The organism is Nocardioides sp. NBC_00850, assembly GCF_045207335.1.
GTDB lineage: Bacteria > Actinomycetota > Actinomycetes > Propionibacteriales > Nocardioidaceae > Nocardioides.
The window spans coordinates 5,579,373-5,598,442 of the sequence record NZ_CP108845.1 but is presented as its reverse complement, the minus strand read 5'-3'; the positions used below and the strand labels follow the sequence as shown (position 1 = coordinate 5,598,442).

Genomic DNA, 19,070 nt, shown 5'->3' with positions numbered 1-19,070 from the left:
TCGCGGCGCCAGACCTTCGCGCGCCGCGATCGTCGATCGACACGATCGGCTCGTCGCGGGGGTCAGGGGCGACGGGGCGACGGCGCCGCGGATCTCGACCTACCAGAGGTATCCCGCTGGATGGGCCTAGGGCTGGGGGGTTCTCGGTGGTGCGCGCTATGGTCGGAGACGTCCACACGGGAGTCCGCGGCAGCGGGCTGAGAGGGAGCTAAGGCCGCTCCGACCGTTACACCTGATCCGGATCATGCCGGCGAAGGAAGTGATTGGTTGTGCTTCTTCCACGTATTTTCTGCCTCGTCTCATCGAGCGATGACCTCGCCCTGCTGCCCGCCTTCGCCGAGGCCGGTGTCGCCGGATTCCAGGTCCGCGACAAGTCCGCGACCACCCGGGAGCTGCTCGCGCTGACGGCGGCGGTGATCGAGCGGGTGGGGGCGTACGAGGCCTGTGTGGTCGTCGACGACCGGCTCGACGTGGCGCTCGCGTCCGGTGCGCACGGCGTCCACCTCGGGGCCTCCGACCTTCCGCTCGCCGAGGCCCGGCGGATCGCCGACGCGGTCGCGCCGGGGCTGGTGATCGGCGCGACATGCCGGGACCGTGCCGCGGTCGAGGCGGCCGCTGCCGAGGGCGCGGACTACGCCGGCTTCGGGCCGGTCTTCGCCACCACCTCCAAGGCCGGGCTTCCCGATCCGCTGGGGGTCTCCGCGGTCTCCGACGCTGCCGGTGTCCTCCCGCTGATCGCGATCGGCGGGATCTCGACCGCTTCCGCCGGTGCCGTACGCGCCGCAGGCGCCCACGGGGTCGCCGTGATCGGCGGACTCTGGCGACAACCCGACCCACTTCACGCCGCGAAGGAGCTCGTGGAAGCGGCCGGCTGATGCGCGCGCGGATCCTCGGTGCCGGGATCGTCGGGCTGTCCGTGGCCGACGAGCTGATCCGTCGCGGGCACCAGGTCACCGTGGTCGATCCGGCGCCGGGCTCGGGGGCGTCGTACGCCGCAGCCGGCATGCTCAGCCCGGCCGGTGAGGCCTGGCACGGCGAGGAGGAACTGACCCGGCTCTGCCTGTCCTCCCTCGCGCTCTGGCCCGACCTCGCCGCCAAGCTCGGGGTGCCCGTGCACACCCGCGGGACCCTGCTGGTCGGTGTCGATGCCGGGGACGTCCAGCAGGTCGAGCGGCAGCTCTCGGTGCTCGATCTCGCCGGGGTCTCCTACGAGAGACTCGTACGGCGCGAGCTGCTCGCCCGTGAACCCGGGCTCGGCCGGGTCGCCGGTGGGGCCTTCCTCGCCGAGGACCACTCGGTCGACCCGCGTGCGGTCGTCGCGGCCCTGCTCGATCGGTTGTCCACGCGGGTCGGGGCCACTTCGTTCAGACCCGGCGAGCGCCAGCGAGCCGGTGTCGAGACCAACACGGTCACCGTCATCGCGACCGGCGCCCAGCTCCCCGATCCGTACTCCTCCCTCATCCGCCCGGTGCGCGGGGACGTCGTGCGGGTGCGGACGCAGGAACCGGTGGAGCGGACGGTACGGGCTTGGGCGCACGGCGAGCAGATCTACGTGGTGCCGCGGATCGACGGCGATGAGGTGGTCATCGGGGCCACCACCGAGGAGCGCGACGGTCCGCTGCTGCCGACCGTCGAGGGCGTGTGGCGGCTGCTCGACTCCGCCCGCCGGGTGGTGCCGGCGCTCGACCGCGCGAGCGTGGTGGAGGTGACCTCGCGGGACCGCCCGGGGACCGCCGACAACCTCCCCCTGGTCGGCCCGACCCACGAGCCGGGCGTCGTGCTCGCCGCGGGTGCCTATCGCAACGGGGTCCTGCTGGCGCCGCTCATCGCGCAGCTGGTGGCCGATCACATCGAGACAGGGTCAGTGGAGCCCGCGGTCGATCCGCGTCGGTTCCTGATGAAGGAGGACGGATGAAGATCACCGTGAACAGCGAGCCGACGGAGGTCAGCGGCACCGTCGCGGACCTGCTCGAGGCCAGGACCGGCGACCGGCGGCCGAGCGGCATCGCCGTCGCCGTCGACGAGGAGATCGTGCCGCGCGACGACTGGGCGCGATGGCAGCTCCAGGACGGTCACGTCGTCGAGATCGTGACGGCGGTGCAGGGCGGATGAGCAACATCCTGAAGATCGCCGGGCTTGAGCTGTCCTCACGCCTCTTCCTCGGCACGGGTGGCCTGCCCAACCTGGCCCTGCTCCCCGACGTCATCGACGCGGCCGAGCCCGGTCTGGTGACGGTCTCGATGCGGCGTACGTCCTCGACGGCTTCCGGCGGGCTGCTCGAGACGCTGCGCGCGGCGAAGGTGCCGATCCTGCCCAACACCGCGGGCTGCCTCTCGGCACGCGAGGCGGTGCTGACCGCCGAGCTCGCCCGCGAGGCGCTGGAGACCGACTGGGTCAAGCTGGAGGTGATCGGCGACGAGACCTCGCTGATGCCCGACGCCGTCGAGCTCGTCGAGGCTGCCGAGCAGCTGGTGCGCAAGGGCTTCACGGTCCTTCCGTACGCCACCGACGACCCCGTCCTGGCCCGCCGGCTCGAGGACGCCGGCTGCGCGGCGGTGATGCCGCTCGGCTCGCCGATCGGGTCGGGGCTGGGGCTGCTGAACCCGTACGCGATCGAGGCTGTCGTCGCCGCTGTGTCCGTGCCCGTCGTGCTTGACGCTGGGGTCGGGACGGCCTCGGACGCGGCCTTGGCGATGGAGCTCGGCTGCTCCGCGGTCCTCGCGGCCACCGCAGTGACCCGCGCCGACGACCCGGTCGGGATGGCTCGCGCGCTGCGCCTGGCCGTCGAGGCCGGGCACACCGCCCGCGCCGCGGGCCGGATCCCACGCCAAGCGGTCGCCAGGGCGTCGTCTCCGATGGAGGGCCGGATCGCATGAGCGAATTGCCGCGACTGCTCGTCCTCACCGACCGCTCCCAGCTCCGCCTCGGCCGCGGCCTGCTCCCGACCCTGGCCGAGTGTGCGGAGGCAGGCCTGACCCATGTGGTGCTCCGCGAGCTCGACGAGCCCGCCGAGCAGCGCGCGAGGCTGGCCTCGGCAGCGACCGAGCTGGGCCTGGTGGTCATCGCCGCCCACGGCCCGCTGCCCGGAGCGGCGGGGGTGCAGCTCGCCGCCACCGGGGGTAACACGGTGTCCGCTCGGGTAGCAGCGGGCTGCAGCACGCTGCTACCCGTTGTAACACCGTGTTACCCCAGCGGCCGCAGCTGCCACAGCCCCACCGAGGTCGCCCGAGCCGCCGAGGAGGGGTTCGACTACGCGATGCTGAGCCCCTACGCGTTGACCGAGTCCAAGCCCGGCTATGGGCCGCCGCTCGGGCCGGGGGCGTTCGCTGACCTGCCGCTCCCGACGTACGCCCTGGGCGGGATCACCCCGGACAACGCCGCCGCGGCGGTGGCGGCCGGGGCCCACGGGGTGGCCGTGATGGGCGCGGTGATGCGTGCGGAGGAGCCGGCCGAGGTCGTACGAGACCTGCTGGCCGCCCTCGACACGACGGCGGTGACGTCATGAACCCGCCGGTCGCACTCACCATCGCGGGCACCGACTCCGGGGGAGCGGCGGGCACAGCGGCCGATCTGGCCACCTTCGCCGCGCTCGGGGTCCACGGAGCCTGTGTGATCACCGCCGTCACCGCCCAGGACACGACCGGGGTCAGCGACATCCACGCCGTCCCGATCGCCACCGTCGAGGCCCAGCTCCACGCCGTCTTCGACGACCTCCCGGTCGCGGCGGTCAAGACCGGCATGCTCGGCAGCGCCGCGGCGGTCGAGCTCGTCGCGTGCCTCTGCGCCGGCCGGCCGCTCGTCGTCGACCCCGTCCTGGTCGCCACCTCCGGTGCGGTGCTCGGCGGGGAGGACGTACGCCGCGCCTACCTCGACCACCTGCTCCCCGTCGCCACCGTCGTCACCCCCAACCTGGACGAGGCCCTGGCCCTGGCCGGGCACGACGGGTCGCCCGAGGAGCTGGCCAGGGAGCTGGCCGGTTTGAAGCCGGCCGTGATCGTCACCGGCGGCGATCCGGAGGCAACCGGGACGTGCACGGACTGGCTCGCCGAGCCGGGGAGACCGCCGATCCCGCTCACCCACCCTGCCGTCCCGACCAAGAACGACCACGGCACCGGCTGCACCTACAGCTCGGCCCTGGCCGCCCACCTCGCCCACGGAGGGACGCTGCGAGAAGCGGCCGAGCGGGCCGCGGCGTACGTCACCCGACAGCTCACCAGAAGCCAGCACTGGACCCTCGGCCGCGGCCGAGGACCGATCGCCCACCTGAACACCTGAGGAGACCGTATGACCGTCCACCCCGCCCACACCCGCCTCGAGATCGGCGACCTGAAGGTCCCGGTGACCCGGGTCGCGCTAACCAACGGCGAGACCTTCGACCGCTACTGCACGGAAGGCCCTGGCTCGCAGCCGGAGCAGGGCCTTCCGCCCCGCCGCCTCGAATGGATCGAGGAGCGCGGGGACACCGAGCAGTACGAAGGACGCCCGACGGACCTCCGGGACAACGGCAAGACCGCGGTGCGGCGCGGCGAAGCCACCCAGGAGTGGCAGGGCGAGCGCCTGCCGCCGCGCAGGGGCGAGAACGTGACCCAGATGCACTACGCGCGCCAGGGCATCATCACCAAGGAGATGGCCTACGTCGCGGTGCGGGAGAGCTGCGACCCCGAGCTGGTCCGCGAGGAGGTGGCGGCGGGCCGGGCGATCATCCCGAACAACGTCAACCACCCCGAGTCCGAGCCGATGATCATCGGGAAGCGCTTCCTGGTGAAGATCAACGCCAACATCGGCAACTCCGCGGTCACCAGCAGCATCGCGGAGGAGGTCGACAAGCTCACCCACGCGATCACCTGGGGCGCGGACACGGTGATGGACCTGAGCACCGGCGACGACATTCACACCACCCGAGAGTGGATCCTGCGCAACTCACCCGTCCCGATCGGCACCGTCCCGATCTACCAGGCCCTGGAGAAGGTCAACGGCGAGGCCGACAAGCTGACCTGGGAGGTGTTCCGGGACACCGTCATCGAGCAGGCCGAGCAGGGCGTCGACTACATGACGATCCATGCGGGGGTCCTGCTGAGATACGTCCCGCTCACCGCGAACCGCGTCACCGGCATCGTGTCCCGAGGCGGCTCGATCATGGCCGGCTGGTGTCTCGCGCACCACCAGGAGAGCTTCCTCTACACCCATTTCGACGAGCTCTGCGAGATCTTCAAGCAGTACGACGTCGCCTTCTCCCTCGGCGACGGGCTCCGCCCGGGCTCCACCGCCGACGCCAACGACGAGGCCCAGCTCAGCGAGCTGCGGACGCTGGCCGAGCTGACCGAGAGGGCCTGGGAGCACGACGTACAGGTCATGGTCGAGGGCCCCGGCCACGTCCCGCTCAACCTGGTGAAGGAGAACGTCGACCTCCAGCAGGAGTGGTGCCACGGGGCGCCGTTCTACACGCTCGGTCCGCTCGCCACCGACATCGCGCCCGGCTACGACCACATCACCAGCGCCATCGGCGCGGCCACGATCGCGATGCACGGCACGGCGATGCTCTGCTACGTCACCCCCAAGGAGCACCTCGGCCTGCCGGACAGGGACGACGTGAAGACGGGCGTGATCACCTACAAGCTCGCCGCCCACGCCGCCGACATCGCCAAGGGCCACCCCGGCGCCCGCGACCACGACGACGCGCTCTCCAAGGCTCGCTTCGAGTTCCGCTGGCGCGACCAGTTCGCCCTCTCGCTGGACCCGGTCACCGCGGAGAGCTTCCACGACGAGACCCTGCCGGCCGAGAACGCCAAGACCGCCCACTTCTGCTCCATGTGCGGCCCGAAGTTCTGCTCGATGAAGATCAGCCAGGACGTACGCGACCGCTTCGGCGGCGAGAACGGCGCGTCCCCCGAGGAGATCGAGGCGGGCATGCTGGAGAAGTCGAAGGAGTTCGCGGCCGCGGGGAGCCGCGTGTATCTCCCGCTCGCCGACTGAACCGAAATCGACGGTGCCCTGGCCGACCGGCGGCCAGGGCACCGTCGCCCCAGCGCTACCCGTCGGCGCGCAGGCTCTCGACGACCCTGGGAAGTCCCTCCGAGCCGTGCCCCGCGTCGATCTGTCTGTGCAGAGCCTCAGGGTTGAACCTGAGAGACGGGCGACACGTACGCCGATAGCATTCAGGACCATGGGACTCCCTGAACCGCAACCCGGCCAGCCCCGCCGAGCCGACCTGCGCGTCAGCGATGCCGACCGCCACGCGGTGGCCGACATCCTGCGCGAGGCTGCCGGCGAGGGCCGCCTGGACATCGACGAGCTCGAGGAGCGGCTCGAGGAGACCTACAAGGCCAAGACGTACGCCGACCTGGAGCCGATCACGCAGGACCTGCCGGTTGCGGGGCAGGCGCCGGTACTGTCACCCCCACTGGCCGCGGCGCCGGCCGCCGGCGCGGTGCCCGTCGTCTACGGCGAGGGCGCGGCGAGCGACAGCGCCAGCGCGTTCCTGAGCAACGTCGAGCGCAAGGGCGTGTGGGTGGTTCCCCAGCAGTTCTCGGTCAACGCGGTGCTGGGCGACGCCAACATCGACCTCCGCGAGGCGCACTACTCAGCCCGTGAGGTGGTCATCAACGCGACCTCCGTCCTGGGCAGCGTGAAGGTCACCGTCCCACCGAACGTGCACGTGATCGTGGAGGGCAACGGCGTCCTCGGCGACTTCAAGGAGCCGTCGGACAAGGTGCCCGAGGCGCTCACCGCGGACTCGCCGGTGGTGCGGGTGCGGGGTCTCGCGGTGCTCGGCGACGTGACCGTCAAACGGCGGGGTCCGCGCGGCCCGAAGCGCACACTGAGGCAACACCTCGGCCTGGAGTGAATGCCATCAGGGCCAGCAAATTTCACAGTGTTGAGGCACGCCTGCGAGACCCCCACTACCATTCGCCCCATGGGAACGACCCCCGAGCCATTTCGCGGCCAGAATCCTGATCCGAATCTGCGGATCAGCGATGCCGACCGCCACAAGGTGGCCGACATCCTGCGCGAGGCCGCAGGCGAGGGCCGCCTGGAGATCGACGAGCTCGACGACCGCCTCGAGGCGACCTTCAAGGCCAAGACGTACGCCGACCTGATCCCGATCACCGTCGACCTGCCGGCCGCGGGCACCCCGGCGCCGCCGGTCCCGGTGTCCAAGCCCGCCACCACGAACAGCCCCGCCGTCTTCGCAGCCAATCCGATCGAGAGCCAGCTCTACGTCGCGATCATGAGCGGCGTCGACCGGCGCGGCGTCTGGACGGTGCCGGCGACCGGCAACGTGATCGCCCTGATGGGCGGCGCCGAGCTCGACATGCGCCAGGCGCAGTTCTCCGCGCAGGAGACCGTGATCTACGCCAACGCGATCATGGGCGGGGTCAACATCACCGTCGGCCCCGATGTCCAGGTCGTGATGCAGGGAGTCGGGATCATGGGCGGCTACGTCGGTCCGCGCGGGATCGAGCCGACCGGCGGTCCCGTGTTGCGGGTCAAGGGCCTGGCGCTGATGGGTGGCGTCACCGTCATCCGCAAGCCGCTGAAGGAAGCGAAGGGCTCCAGGCATCTGAAGATGCCGCCGCCGCACGAGCTGCACTAGCAGCACCAACTCGGGGCTGTGCACGCCCCTTGGGTCCGCTCTGCGGACCCATTTTGTCGTGCCTGGAAATGAGGCACTAACCTCGCCTGAACCAGATATAGTGCAGTTAGATACTAGACAAAGGAGTCTCGGGATGAAGCCGAAGTGGAGCGCACTGCTGGGCGCCGCACTCCTGGCCGTCGTGGCCCTGATCGCCGGACTCCTGGTCCTCGGCCCGAAGACCGTCGCTGCCGGCTCTGCCGCCGCCGACCCGTCGGCCGCACCGGTCGAGGACGCGGCGGAGCTGGCCGCGACGACCGACGAGCGCCCCAACATGGTCCTGATCCTGATGGACGACTTCTCCCTGGAGCTGCTCCGCACGATGCCGGAGGCGACCAGGATGGCGGCCGAGGGCGCGACGTACCAGAACTCCTTCGTCATCGACTCGCTCTGCTGCCCCTCGCGCGCGGCGCTGCTGACCGGGCAGACCCCGCACCACACCAAGGTCCTCACCAACACCCAGAACGACCCGGAGCACCCGGTCGGCGGATGGTCGGCGTTCCAGCGCTACGGCAACGTCGAGAAGCAGTTCAGCATCGGGCTCCAGGAGGCCGGCTACACGACCGGTTTCGTGGGGAAGTACATCAACGCCTACGAGGCCACCATCGGAGCCGACGGCAAGCGCGTGCCGCCGCCCAAGGTGCCCGGCTGGGACTCCTGGAACGCACTCCTCGGCGGCGCGTACGGCGGCTGGGGCTACCAGAGCACCTTCCTCGACGGCAACGGCGCGGTGCAGCTGCGCAACCATCCGCGGCCGCCGACCTCGGCCGGCCCGGCTGTCAAGGACGCCGGGTACGCCACCAACGTCACCCGTGACTACGCCCTGGACTTCATCCAGGGGCACCGCGACGACGAGAAGCCCTACTTCCTCGAGATCGCCGCCTACGGGCCCCACTCGCGCCTCGGCCACCACTACCCGGGCCTGGACACCTGGTTCCCGCCCGCGTTCGCCGACCAGGCGCCCGCCGGCGACCCCGCGGGCGGCAACTGCGGCCGGGTCGAGTGCGCCGACCTGACGCTGAAGGACCTGGTCGGCTACGGCGACGACCGCTGGGACAACGCGCCCACCTACCTCGGCCGCGGAGGACGTACGTCGCAGGCTCCCGCCTGGCGCACCAACAAGGTCTCGCTGAGCGACGAGACCGCGCTGAGCCAGTATCGCGACCGCGCCCGGATGGTGCAGTCGATCGACCGGATGATCGCCCAGGTGCGCGAGGCCGCCGGCGATGACACCTACATCGTGCTGACCTCCGACAACGGCTTCCACCTCGGCCAGCACCAGCTCAACGGCGGCAAGGGTGCGCCGTACGATTCCGACACCCGCGTGCCCATGGTCGTCGTCGGCCCGGACGTGGTGCCGGGCAAGCGCAGCCAGTTCGTCAACAACATCGACCTCGCGCCGACCTTCCTCGACATCGCCGGTGCGCCGACCCCGTCCTACGTCTCCGGGAGCTCGTTCGCGGAGACCCTGAGCCGGCCGCGGCTTCCGGGTGGGCGGTACGCCTTCTTCGAGCACACCTACGCCAAGTCGCATCCCGGCGAGGTCGACCTCGACAGCGGCTCGGGCGGCACCATCGACATCATCCCGTCCTACATCGGCGTGCGCGGCTCGCAGGGGCTGCTGGTCCGGTTCGACCTGGACAAGTCCTGGAAGGGCACCGACTACGCCTACGAGCTCTACCGCTACGACCGACCGTGGGAGGACCGCAACGTCTTCGCCGAGGACCACGCGAAGCCGTACGCCCGTGACCTGATGCGCAGATTGAACGCCTACGAGGGTTGCGCACCAGCTGTGTGCCGGGCTTTGACCCGCTGATAACTGATCTGGGCTATGGTGTCTCCGCCGAGGAAATGTGTCCTCGGTCACTTCACAACGGATCGTCCGGCACGTACCTGCCGGTGAAGGAGACAACGGAATCATGGCAACAGTTACATTCGAGAAGGCGCAGCGTTGGTACGCGGGCGCGAACGAGCCCGCGGTCAAGGGCATCGACCTCGAGATCCAGGACGGCGAGTTCATGGTGCTCGTCGGCCCGTCCGGATGCGGCAAGACCACCACCCTGCGCATGCTCGCCGGGCTGGAGGAGGTCAACTCGGGCGCCATCAAGATCGGCGACCGCGAGGTCACCAACGTGGCGCCCAAGGACCGCGACATCGCGATGGTCTTCCAGAACTACGCGCTCTACCCGCACATGAGCGTCGCCGAGAACATGGCGTTCTCGCTGAAGATGGCCAAGGTCCCGAAGGCCGAGCGTGACAAGCTCGTCGCCGACGCCGCCAAGACCCTGGGCCTGACCGACTACCTCGACCGCAAGCCGAAGGCGCTCTCCGGCGGTCAGCGCCAGCGCGTCGCCATGGGCCGTGCGATCGTCCGCCAGCCGCAGGTCTTCTGCATGGACGAGCCGCTCTCCAACCTCGACGCCAAGATGCGCGTGCAGACCCGCACCGACATCGCCAAGCTCCAGGCCGACCTCGGCATCACCACCGTCTACGTCACCCACGACCAGGTCGAGGCGATGACGATGGGCGACCGCGTCGCGGTGATGAACAACGGTGAGCTGCAGCAGGTAGCCACCCCGCTCGAGCTCTACCGCAAGCCGGTCAACCTCTTCGTCGCCGGCTTCATCGGCTCGCCGCAGATGAACCTCATCAAGGCCACCGCCGCCGACGGCGGCGCCAAGATCGGGGAGTACGTCGTCCCCGTCGGCGCCACCGACATGCCCACGCAGATCACCATCGGCGTGCGCCCGGAGAGCTTCCGGGTCATCGGCGAGGGCCAGGGCGGGCTGCCGGTCCAGGTGACCGTCGTGGAGGAGCTCGGCTCCGACTCCTACGTCTACGGCACCAGCGACGTCGAGGGTGTTCCGTCGACCCTGATCGTCCGGGTCTCCTCCAAGGACCACGTCAGCAAGGGCGACACGATCTACGTCACCACCGACCCCGAGGACGTCCACGTCTTCGACACCGAGTCGGGCCTGCGCGTCAACTGACCGCCAACCGACGCACTCAGTGCTGCTGGTTCATCCGAGCCAGCATCGCGTTGTAGGCATCGAGGGCCTCGTCGCTGTCGGGATCCACGGATCCCGGCTCGGCGGGGCCCTCCGTCGCATGGTTGGCAGAGCCCCGGGCGCTCTCCTCGGCGAGCCGGCTGCTGCGTACGCCATCGAGGAAGCGGCCGGTCATCTTGGCCCGCCGCACCGGTGAGGAGACGACGGCGATGACCAGGCCGATGGCGAGCAGCATCATGCCGCCGTCGCCGCCGGCCCACATCAGGCCGCCGGCGGTCTGGATGTCCTTGACCGCGTCGAGCGCCCACTCGGGCCGGGCGCCGGAGTAGACCGGGTAGAGGTCGCGCTCGGTCTGCAGCATCACGATCCCCACGATCGTGTCGGGCACCATCCCGACGACGAGGAGCGCGATCCGGCCCAGGTAGGGCAGGTCGGTGCGTACCTTCTCCTCGCCGATCGCGCCGGTGAGGAAGAGGAAGCCGGCGACGACGTAGAGCACCTGCTCGCCGACCATCAGCGAGGTGCTCTGTGCCATCGAGTCCATGAACCCGGACAGGTGGGTGCCGATGATGACCACCGAGTAGAGCAGGGTGCCGGTGATCGGGTGGATCAGGATGGTGACCGGGAGCGAGCGCATTGCCCGCTCGGCCCGCGGGCCGGTCTCGGCGATGACGGTGAGCGGGTGACCGAGCACCAGGAGCGTGGGCACGATCATGATCAGCGTCAGGTGGAGCACCATGTGCATCCAGGCCAGCGCCATCGCGTAGCCGTTGATGGCAGAGGCGACCACGAAGTACATCAGGCCGAGCCCGGTCAGGAACGACGCCACCCGCCAGCCCTTGACCGTGGAGGCCGGACCGGCGGCGTTGCGGAGCGTGAGATAGCCCGCGGCGAGGATGACCACGGCGAGCAGCCAGCCGGGCTGGAGACTCCAGGTGGTGAAGAACTCGGACCAACCGAGCGGGGGCAGGGAGCCGTGGTCGTGCATGGTCTCACGGTAACTCCGGGGCCAGGCCGAAGGTTATTTCGGGCGGCTGCCGGGGTCGATCAGCGGCACCAGGAACAGCCGGGCGAGCGCGCGCAGCTGCGCCTCGTCGTCGATGTCGACGACCTCGCTCGGGGTGACCAGGAACGAGGTCGAGGTGCGGACCATCAGCTCGGCGACGAGGTCGACCTCGACCTCGGCAGGTACGTTGCCGGCCCGCTGCTCGCGACGCAGCTGGCCCGCGACGAAGCGCGCGATCGTGGCCACGGTGCGGCCGCCGTCGCCGACGATGGAGTGCACCAGCGAGTCGGTCTCGACGGTGAGCAGGCCCCCGATCAGCGGGTTGCCGCGGATCGCCCGCATCGCGCTGGCGAAGCCGATCTCCACGCGCTCGGCCGCGTCGGCGGCATCGGCGATGTCGAGCACGAACTGGTCGAAGTAGCGCCGGAACTCGCGGCGTACGACCTGCTCGACCAGGGCGTCCTTGTTGGCGAAGCGGCGGTAGACGGTGATCCGGGCGACCCCGGCGCGGTTCGCGACCTCCTCCATGGTGGTGCGCCTGATCCCGATCTGGCGGAACTGCTCCGCGGCGGCGTCGAGGAGCTTCGCGGTCACCGCCTCGTCCTCGATGGGCTCGGCGACGTCCGCGAGCGCCCTCGCGAGCAGCGAGCCCGACTCGCCCTCGGGGACCGTGGCGCGCATCCGCTACGCGGAGACGGTGCGGTCGGCGGCTCGGTCAGCCGTGCGGCGTACGACCTTGATGAAGGCCGGCCACAGTGGTCGGGGCAGGTCGTGGCCCATGCCCTTGAACAGGGTGATCTCCGAGCCGGGAACGGCCGCGGCGGTCGCCCGGCCGCCGGAGACGTGGACCATCTTGTCGGTCAGGCCGTGGATCACGCTGAACGGGACCTTGACGCGCCCGAGGTCCTCGGTGCGGTCGGGCTGGGTGAGGACGGCGAGCATCTGCCGCGCGACGGCAGGCCCGCTGACGCCGCGGTTCCAGGTGTCGATCGCCCGACGGCGCACCTCGTCCTCGGGCTCGGGGAAGCCGGGGGAGCCGATCTGGAGGCCGCCCTTGATCTGGCGCTCGATGTAGCCCTCCAGACCGGGCTTCTTGATGACCAGCGCGGGCAGCAGGGTCGGGTGCTGGAAGCCGACACCGCGACGGCCGGTGGTGGACATCGTCGAGCAGACCGAGCGCACCCGGTCGGGGTGGCGGATGGCGAGGGTCTGGGCGATCATCCCGCCCATCGACACACCCCACACGTGCGCGGAGTCGATGCCGAGATGGGTCAGCAGCGCGGCGGCGTCGTCGGCGAGGTCGTCCATGGCGTACGGCGCCGGCGTCGGCAGCCCCGCGAACGCCCGGGCCAGCCTCGCGAGCGTGATCCGCTCGTCGGACGGGTGCGGCGAGGAGTGGCCGATGTCGCGGTTGTCGTAACGCACCACGTAGAACCCGGCCTGAGCCAGCTGCTCGCACAGCTCGGTGTTCCACCAGGTCATCGGGCCGCCGAGCCCCATGATCAGCAGCAGCGGTTCAGCGCTGGGACTGCCGAACGTGTCGTACGCCAGCTCGACCCCTCCGGGGAGGAAGGCGGTGGACTCGGTCGGCTCGGCGGCGGTGGTCATGTGCAAACTTTACCGGGTCGTCATTGCAGGTCGACCGGTTCACCGACGACGAAGCCGTCCCAGTCGCTCATGTCTTCCTGATCGATCTCGATCGGTGGCCCCTGAACGACGAGGCCGACCGCCCCGGGGGCATTCGGGTAGGTCTGGAAGTGGGCGGTCAGGTCACCGTGCGAAAGCCGCAGCGAGTTCCCACTGAACGTTGGGCTGAACTCCTCGAGCTCGTCGCTCAGCGCGTTGAGCGGGTCCTGTTGCTCCGTGACGAAGTCGGCTTGGACGTCGTACTTGTACGACTTGTACTTGTCCGAAAGCCCCTTCTGATCCACGCCGTCGTACGCCTCCGTTGCGTCCTTGGGGGACGTGGCAAGGGTCGTTGAGGCAGCGGCCGACAGCTCGCGTGCCCACGTGAGTACGTCGTCTCGCTGTTGTTCGAGCTCGGCGTAGGTCTTGTCGCTCACTCCGCCACACCCTCCGGTAAGCAGGATCGTCAGTGTCGCCGTCACGGCGGCTAGGGCCCGAGCCGTCATTGGCCATCCGTGTCCGGGCTGGAGGGACTGCGGTCGCTCTCGGGGTCGACCGGGTCGCGGTACCACGGGTCGTGCACCTGCCCGGCGCGCACCACCTCGTCGTATTGGCCGTTGACGATGTGGGCCATGTTGGCGAGTGACTCCGAGTCGTGGTCGTAGTACTTGACGTGGTCGTCGATGTTGGGGATCGACCCCCTGCTGGTGCTCTCGGCCTGAAAGCGTACGGCACCGAAGTCGTCCTCGGCCGGGTTGTGGCCGAGGCCGGCGCCGGCCATCTGGGCGACGACGCCACCGAGGGGGCCGGTGAGCACACCCGCGCCGACGGCTGCCGGGCTGACCCATCCTGTCTGCCCCAGCCGGCCGACGAGATCCTCGCTGTTCGTGCCGACGAAGACGTGTCCCGAGCCGACGCCCAGGTCGTCGGCGGAGTCGGCATCGTCGCCGGCTCCGGGGCTGCCCAGCAGGACGACGTCGTCGACGTCAGGGCGGCCGTCGGTCATCGCGTGCGCGACGGTCGTCGAGCCGTAGCTGTGGCCGATGGCGGTGAGGTGGAAGTCGTCGGAACGCATGGCGTTGAGGCCGTCGAGGGTGTCGGCGAGCCGCTCCCCGCCGGCGGTGGCCATGCCCTCGGCCGCAACACCGGCCGAGTCGGCTCCGCTGGGCGCGTCATAGCCGATCCAGAACATGGTGGCTGTGCTGGTGCCGCCTTCGAACGAAGCTGCCTGATGAAGGTTGATCACATCCTCGGCATTCGACTGGGACGACTCCATGTCGGTGGTCAAGCCCGGCACACTGACCGATACATTGCTCGCCGTGTCGAGGTCGCCGACCGCCATCGCGACACGCCCGTCGCCGCCAAACGCCATCGGGTCATAGATGTAGACCTGGGCGTCGTAGTTCTCGTTCGTCATCGGGTCCCTGGACCTCTCGATCTTGTCACGCGCGACATCTGCGGCCTTTGCGTTGTCGTAGCGGGTCTGCTCGTCGTCGGTGCGTTGGTCCTCGGGGATGGCGCCGAGCTCGGCGAGGTCGCGGTCCAGGGAGATCGTGTTCGCGTCACTGCGGTCGGCAGCCGGGATGCCGTCGGTGTTCCCCACGATCTCGGGGTAGGCGGCGGTCATGCCCGCTCGTTGCTCTTCGGTGAGGCCGTCCCACCACGCCTTGACCGCCTTGGGGTCCTTGCTCGACGGCATCGAGTCCCTGGCGGTGTCAGCGGGGTCGGCGACTCCGGCGTACTTCTGGTCGATCTGCCGCTCGGTCATCGCATCGCGGAGCGCAGCCGCGACCTTCTCCTCGCTGGCCCTGAGATCCTCGGCCCACTTCACCAGATCGGACTCGTACGTCTCGACCTGGTCGGTGCAGCGGTCGCAGTCCGACTGGAGGTTCCGGAGCTCGGCCTCGTCGGTGGGCAGCGGGTTCGCTCGGGCGGTGAGCGCGTCGACCTGGCGGGTCAGGCGCTCCCGTTCGCCCTTGAGATCCTGATGACGCCTCTTGAGGTCGACCAGCTCGTCGCCATGGCCCAGGACGGCGTTGGCCGCGGCGCGCAACGCCAGCGAGCAGGCATCGGCATGTTTGCCGATGGGGTTGAGCGCCTGGGCGTACGCGGCGGCCGCGTCGCCGTCGAGGAGGCCGGAGTCCTTCGCCTTTCCGCCGACGAACGAGCCGTGGTCGTCGAAGATCGACGACGAGGTGCGCAGGGTGGACCCCATCTCCTGCACCTTCTGGCCGTCCGCGGTGAACTCGGGCGTCTCGCTCGGCCTCGGGGGCAGGGAGACGGTGATGGTCACCGGATCTCCCTGATGCTGCTCAGCACCAAGGATGCGTTGATGTCGGTCTTCGCGTCGGTCTCGAGGAGGCCGATCGCGGTGCTCCGCAGCCCGTCGGCCTGGGACTCGGCGGAGCGGGCGGACTTCGTGGCGATCGCCTGCCACGCCTCGATGAACTGTCCGACCAGACCCGCCACGGTCGGCGTGAAGCCACCTGCGCCGGCACCGTCGATCTGCTTCGCCGCAGCGGTGAGATGGAGATTCTCCGTATCCCACGCGGCAGCCGTGGACTGGACCTTGGCGGGTTCGACGTGCAGCGTCATGCCAGCGCCTCCCGCACGTTCGCAGGGGGCCGGAGGATCTGGCCGGTCACGGTCACCACGAGCCGGTGGTGACGTTCGGACCAGGTGCCGACGATCTGGACGTCAGCTCGTGAAGCTGTCCAGCGGTGGAACGCCTTCGCCGCGACGCCGGAGTGCCACCTCGCGTCTCGGAACGCCTGATCGAGGCCGCCCAGGATCACGTCGCCGTCGGCCGTTCGAGCCTCGAGCTGGGCCCAGCGGCGTACGTTCTCGCTGTTGTACGGCTCCCATCTCGGTCCGTCCGAGGTCGGCTCCGGCATGCGTGCGGCGATGGCTGCGACGGTTGCGGCCACCACCTGCGCCGACTGGCTCAGCTGATCGGCCGTCGCCTCGGGTAAGGGCTCGGGAGGGTCTGCCGGAGGCAGGATGACGATGTCGACGTCTGGGCGACGCTCGCGCAGCGCGGCGAAGAATGGGTCCGTCACAACGATGCCTCCCCGAGTGACATACACCTGAGACGCTCATCAATGCTCGTGTCGAACCACAAGATAGCAACAAAGTGGCACCGCGGGGGTCACTCCGGGGACAAGAAGGACAACGAGAAGCGCGGCAAGGACCAGGAGGTCCTTGCCGCGCATCTGGCCGGCGCAAGCGCCGGGCGAGGATCAGAAGTCGATGGCGCTGTACGCCTGGAGCTTGGCGAGCTGGTGCTCCGAGGTGACCTTGCGGATCGTGCCCGAGCGGCTGCGCATCACCAGGGAGTCGGTGACGATGGCGCCGTGGGGGAGGTACTGGACGCCCCGCATCAGGTCGCCGTCGGTGATGCCGGTGGCGACGAAGAAGGAGTCGTCGCCGGTGACCAGGTCGTCGGTGTGGAGCACGAAGTCGGGGTCGAGGTTGTGGCCGGCGTCGAGGGCGCGCTGGCGCTCCTCGTCGTCCTTGGGCCACAGCCGGCCCTGGATGGTGCCGCCGAGCGCCTTCATCGCGCACGCGGCGACGATGCCCTCGGGAGTGCCGCCGATGCCCATCAGCAGGTCGGCGCCGGAGCCGGCGCGAGCGGCCGAGATCGCGCCGGCGACGTCGCCGTCGACGATGAACTTGATCCGGGCGCCGGTCTGGCGGATCTCGTCGACCAGCTTGTCGTGGCGCGGCCGGTCGAGCACGATCACGGTGATGTCGGAGGCCTTGGTGTCCTTCGCCTTGGCCACCGCGGCGATGTTCTCGGCGACGGGGAGGCGGATGTCGACGACGTCGGCTGCCTCGGGGCCGGTGACCAGCTTCTCCATGTAGAAGACGGCGCTGGGGTCGTACATGCTGCCGCGCGGGGCGACCGCCATCACCGCGACGGCGTTGCTCATGCCCTTGGCGCACAGGGTGGTGCCGTCGATCGGGTCGACGGCGACGTCGCAGTCGGGGCCGGTACCGTCGCCGACGTCCTCGCCGTTGTAGAGCATCGGGGCGTTGTCCTTCTCGCCCTCACCGATCACGACGGTGCCGTTCATGGCGACGGTGGAGATCATCGTGCGCATCGCGTTGACCGCGACGCCGTCGGCGCCGTTCTTGTCGCCGCGACCCACCCAGCGGCCGGCGGCCATCGCCGCGGCCTCCGTCACGCGCACGAGCTCGAGGGCCAGGTTGCGGTCAGGGGCGGTGGGGGCGACGCCGAGCGGCTGGGTGTCGTTCATAGGGTCAATCTATCGGCCGGGCGCGGTGGAGCGGCCACGGTGTCACTTGATCGATCCAGAGACAAGCCTCACAGCAAAACCCGACTGCGGGTCGTTGAGAACCTGCTCGGTGGGGCCGTCCTCGACGATGTGGCCGTGCTCGATCACCACCACCCGGTCGGCGAGCGCACGGGCGTCGGCCGCGTCGTGGGTGACGATGATCGCGGTCCTGTCCTCGAGGGCGGTGCGCAGCGTCTGTCGAAGGGCAGGACGTACGTCGACGTCGAGCGAGGCCATCGGCTCGTCGAGCAGGAGCAGCTCGGGGTCGGCCGCGAGGGCTCGGGCCACCGCCACGCGTTGGGCCTGACCGCCGGAGATCTCCGTCGGCCTGCGCCCGGCGAGCATCTCGGCGCCGACCTCGGCGAGGTGGCGGGTGGCGAGCTCGTTGGCCTGGCGGCGGTGTACGCCACGGGCCCGGGGCGCGAAGGCGACGTTGGCCAGCACCGACAGGTGCGGGAAGAGCAGCGGGTCCTGGGCGAGGAGCGCGATCCCGCGGGCGTGCGGGGGAGTGCTGTCGAGGGCGCGGTCGCCGAGGCGTACCTCTCCTTCGTCGGGACGCAGGAGTCCGGCGATCACGCCGAGGATGCTCGACTTGCCGGCGCCGTTGGGGCCGGTGAGCGCGACCGTCTCGCCGGCGGCCACGTCGAGGGTGACGTCGATGCCGCGCTGGGCGATGACGGCATGCAGGTGGAGAGAGCTCATAGAGCCCTCCCGTGGCGGGCGAACCCGATCACGCCGACCGCTACGACGACCAGCACCAGCGACAGCGCGACCGCCGCGTCGGGGTCGTCCACGCGGAGCAGGTAGACCTGCAGCGGCATCGTGCTGGTCACTCCCGGGAGGTTGCCGGCGAAGGTGATCGTGGCGCCGAACTCGCCCAGGCAGCGAGCGAAGGCCAGGACCGATCCGGAGAGCAGGCCGGGGCCGACCAGGGGGAGGGTGACGCGCCGGAAGACAGTGGTCGGACGGGCCCCCAGCGTGGCCGCGACCGCCTCGTAGCGGGTGCCGCTGGTGCGCAGCGCGCCTTCGAGGCTGATCACCAGGAACGGCAGCGCGACGAACGTCTGCGCCATCACCACGGCGAGCGTGGTGAACGGGATCTGGATGCCGATCAGGTCCAGCGACTGTCCCAGCAGCCCACGGCGGCCGAAGGTGTAGAGCAGCGCCAGCCCGCTGACGACCGGGGGCAGCACGAGCGGAAGGAGCACCAGCGAACGCACCAGGCCCTGACCTCGGAAGCTGGTGCGGGCGAGGACGGTGGACAGAGGTACGCCGAGGAGGATGCACAACGCGGTGCTCGCCACCGCGGTGCGCAGGCTGAGCCAGAGCGCCTCCAGTGCGGACGGCGAGGTGATCAGCGCCGGGAAGCTCGCCAGGTCGACGCGGAGGATGATCGCGGCGAGCGGAACGATGATGAAAGCCGCCGCCAGGGCCGCCGGGAACCACAGCCAGCGTGGCATACCGACGGACGGACCGGCCCCCCTCTGCCGGTCCGTCCG

Annotated in this window: 21 protein-coding genes and 1 riboswitch; of the genes, 11 read left to right on the top strand and 10 right to left on the bottom strand. The window is 70.1% G+C overall.

What is annotated here, in order from left to right; all coding sequences use genetic code 11:
- The first annotated feature begins 166 nt into the window (after nucleotides 1-166).
- Nucleotides 167-276, top strand: a riboswitch (TPP riboswitch).
- The 11 genes from OH802_RS27215 (at nucleotide 270) to OH802_RS27165 (ending at nucleotide 10,623) form a co-directional block, all read left to right on the top strand.
- A complete protein-coding gene (locus OH802_RS27215) occupies nucleotides 270-875 on the top strand; it encodes a thiamine phosphate synthase (RefSeq protein ID WP_406023494.1) in 606 nt (201 codons plus the stop codon). Its footprint overlaps the riboswitch before it by 7 nt.
- Nucleotides 875-1,915: a glycine oxidase ThiO gene (thiO, locus tag OH802_RS27210; protein WP_406023493.1), complete on the top strand. Its 1,041-nt coding sequence runs from the start codon at nucleotides 875-877 to the stop codon at nucleotides 1,913-1,915. Before OH802_RS27215 ends, thiO begins: the two co-directional genes overlap by 1 nt.
- Nucleotides 1,912-2,112: a sulfur carrier protein ThiS gene (thiS, locus tag OH802_RS27205; RefSeq protein ID WP_179656574.1), complete on the top strand. Its 201-nt coding sequence runs from the start codon at nucleotides 1,912-1,914 to the stop codon at nucleotides 2,110-2,112. Before thiO ends, thiS begins: the two co-directional genes overlap by 4 nt.
- Nucleotides 2,109-2,876, top strand: coding sequence for a thiazole synthase (locus OH802_RS27200; RefSeq protein ID WP_406023492.1), 768 nt, complete (start codon nucleotides 2,109-2,111; stop codon nucleotides 2,874-2,876). The genes thiS and OH802_RS27200 overlap by 4 nt, the downstream gene beginning before the upstream one ends.
- Nucleotides 2,873-3,505 carry a thiamine phosphate synthase gene (locus OH802_RS27195; RefSeq protein WP_406023491.1) on the top strand — a complete coding sequence of 211 codons (633 nt, stop codon included), beginning with the start codon at nucleotides 2,873-2,875 and terminating at the stop codon, nucleotides 3,503-3,505. Before OH802_RS27200 ends, OH802_RS27195 begins: the two co-directional genes overlap by 4 nt.
- Nucleotides 3,502-4,275, top strand: a complete 774-nt coding sequence (thiD, locus tag OH802_RS27190; RefSeq protein ID WP_406023490.1) for a bifunctional hydroxymethylpyrimidine kinase/phosphomethylpyrimidine kinase — start codon at nucleotides 3,502-3,504, stop codon at nucleotides 4,273-4,275. Before OH802_RS27195 ends, thiD begins: the two co-directional genes overlap by 4 nt.
- 9 nt (nucleotides 4,276-4,284) lie before the next feature.
- Entirely contained in the window at nucleotides 4,285-5,973 is a 1,689-nt protein-coding gene (gene thiC / locus OH802_RS27185; protein ID WP_406023489.1) for a phosphomethylpyrimidine synthase ThiC, read from the top strand.
- A gap of 190 nt (nucleotides 5,974-6,163) precedes the next feature.
- Entirely contained in the window at nucleotides 6,164-6,844 is a 681-nt protein-coding gene (locus tag OH802_RS27180) for a DUF1707 domain-containing protein (RefSeq protein WP_406023488.1), read from the top strand.
- Nucleotides 6,845-6,913: 69 nt separating this feature from the next.
- The gene (locus OH802_RS27175; RefSeq protein ID WP_406023487.1) at nucleotides 6,914-7,594 is read left to right on the top strand and encodes a DUF1707 domain-containing protein; all 681 of its coding nucleotides are present in this window, start codon (nucleotides 6,914-6,916) and stop codon (nucleotides 7,592-7,594) included.
- Nucleotides 7,595-7,727: 133 nt separating this feature from the next.
- On the top strand, nucleotides 7,728-9,449 hold the full coding sequence (locus OH802_RS27170) for a sulfatase-like hydrolase/transferase (protein WP_406023486.1): 1,722 nt from the start codon (nucleotides 7,728-7,730) through the stop codon (nucleotides 9,447-9,449).
- Between the two features lie 103 nt (nucleotides 9,450-9,552).
- Nucleotides 9,553-10,623: an ABC transporter ATP-binding protein gene (locus OH802_RS27165; RefSeq protein ID WP_378829406.1), complete on the top strand. Its 1,071-nt coding sequence runs from the start codon at nucleotides 9,553-9,555 to the stop codon at nucleotides 10,621-10,623.
- A 16-nt stretch (nucleotides 10,624-10,639) separates the two neighbouring features.
- On the opposite strand, the gene OH802_RS27160 is transcribed toward OH802_RS27165, so the two are convergent.
- The 10 genes from OH802_RS27160 to OH802_RS27115 all read right to left on the bottom strand — a co-directional run bounded on the left by OH802_RS27160 (nucleotide 10,640) and on the right by OH802_RS27115 (nucleotide 19,031).
- Entirely contained in the window at nucleotides 10,640-11,629 is a 990-nt protein-coding gene (locus OH802_RS27160; RefSeq protein ID WP_406023485.1) for a cytochrome c oxidase assembly protein, read from the bottom strand.
- A 33-nt stretch (nucleotides 11,630-11,662) separates the two neighbouring features.
- Nucleotides 11,663-12,328 (bottom strand): TetR/AcrR family transcriptional regulator, encoded by a 666-nt coding sequence (locus tag OH802_RS27155; protein WP_406023484.1) that lies wholly within the window; start codon nucleotides 12,326-12,328, stop codon nucleotides 11,663-11,665.
- 3 nt (nucleotides 12,329-12,331) lie between these two features.
- Nucleotides 12,332-13,255: an alpha/beta fold hydrolase gene (locus OH802_RS27150; protein ID WP_406023483.1), complete on the bottom strand. Its 924-nt coding sequence runs from the start codon at nucleotides 13,253-13,255 to the stop codon at nucleotides 12,332-12,334.
- A gap of 20 nt (nucleotides 13,256-13,275) precedes the next feature.
- A complete protein-coding gene (locus OH802_RS27145) occupies nucleotides 13,276-13,779 on the bottom strand; it encodes a hypothetical protein (RefSeq protein ID WP_406023482.1) in 504 nt (167 codons plus the stop codon).
- Nucleotides 13,776-15,566, bottom strand: a complete 1,791-nt coding sequence (locus tag OH802_RS27140; protein ID WP_406023481.1) for an alpha/beta hydrolase — start codon at nucleotides 15,564-15,566, stop codon at nucleotides 13,776-13,778. Before OH802_RS27140 ends, OH802_RS27145 begins: the two co-directional genes overlap by 4 nt.
- Nucleotides 15,563-15,868, bottom strand: coding sequence for a hypothetical protein (locus OH802_RS27135; protein ID WP_406023480.1), 306 nt, complete (start codon nucleotides 15,866-15,868; stop codon nucleotides 15,563-15,565). The genes OH802_RS27140 and OH802_RS27135 overlap by 4 nt, the downstream gene beginning before the upstream one ends.
- Nucleotides 15,865-16,332 carry a hypothetical protein gene (locus OH802_RS27130; protein ID WP_406023479.1) on the bottom strand — a complete coding sequence of 156 codons (468 nt, stop codon included), beginning with the start codon at nucleotides 16,330-16,332 and terminating at the stop codon, nucleotides 15,865-15,867. The genes OH802_RS27135 and OH802_RS27130 overlap by 4 nt, the downstream gene beginning before the upstream one ends.
- Before the next feature lie 180 nt (nucleotides 16,333-16,512).
- The gene (gene glpX / locus OH802_RS27125; protein WP_406023478.1) at nucleotides 16,513-17,532 is read right to left on the bottom strand and encodes a class II fructose-bisphosphatase; all 1,020 of its coding nucleotides are present in this window, start codon (nucleotides 17,530-17,532) and stop codon (nucleotides 16,513-16,515) included.
- A 42-nt stretch (nucleotides 17,533-17,574) separates the two neighbouring features.
- On the bottom strand, nucleotides 17,575-18,273 hold the full coding sequence (locus tag OH802_RS27120; RefSeq protein WP_406023477.1) for an ATP-binding cassette domain-containing protein: 699 nt from the start codon (nucleotides 18,271-18,273) through the stop codon (nucleotides 17,575-17,577).
- A complete protein-coding gene (locus tag OH802_RS27115) occupies nucleotides 18,270-19,031 on the bottom strand; it encodes an ABC transporter permease (RefSeq protein ID WP_406023476.1) in 762 nt (253 codons plus the stop codon). The genes OH802_RS27120 and OH802_RS27115 overlap by 4 nt, the downstream gene beginning before the upstream one ends.
- Between the last annotated feature and the right edge of the window lie 39 nt (nucleotides 19,032-19,070).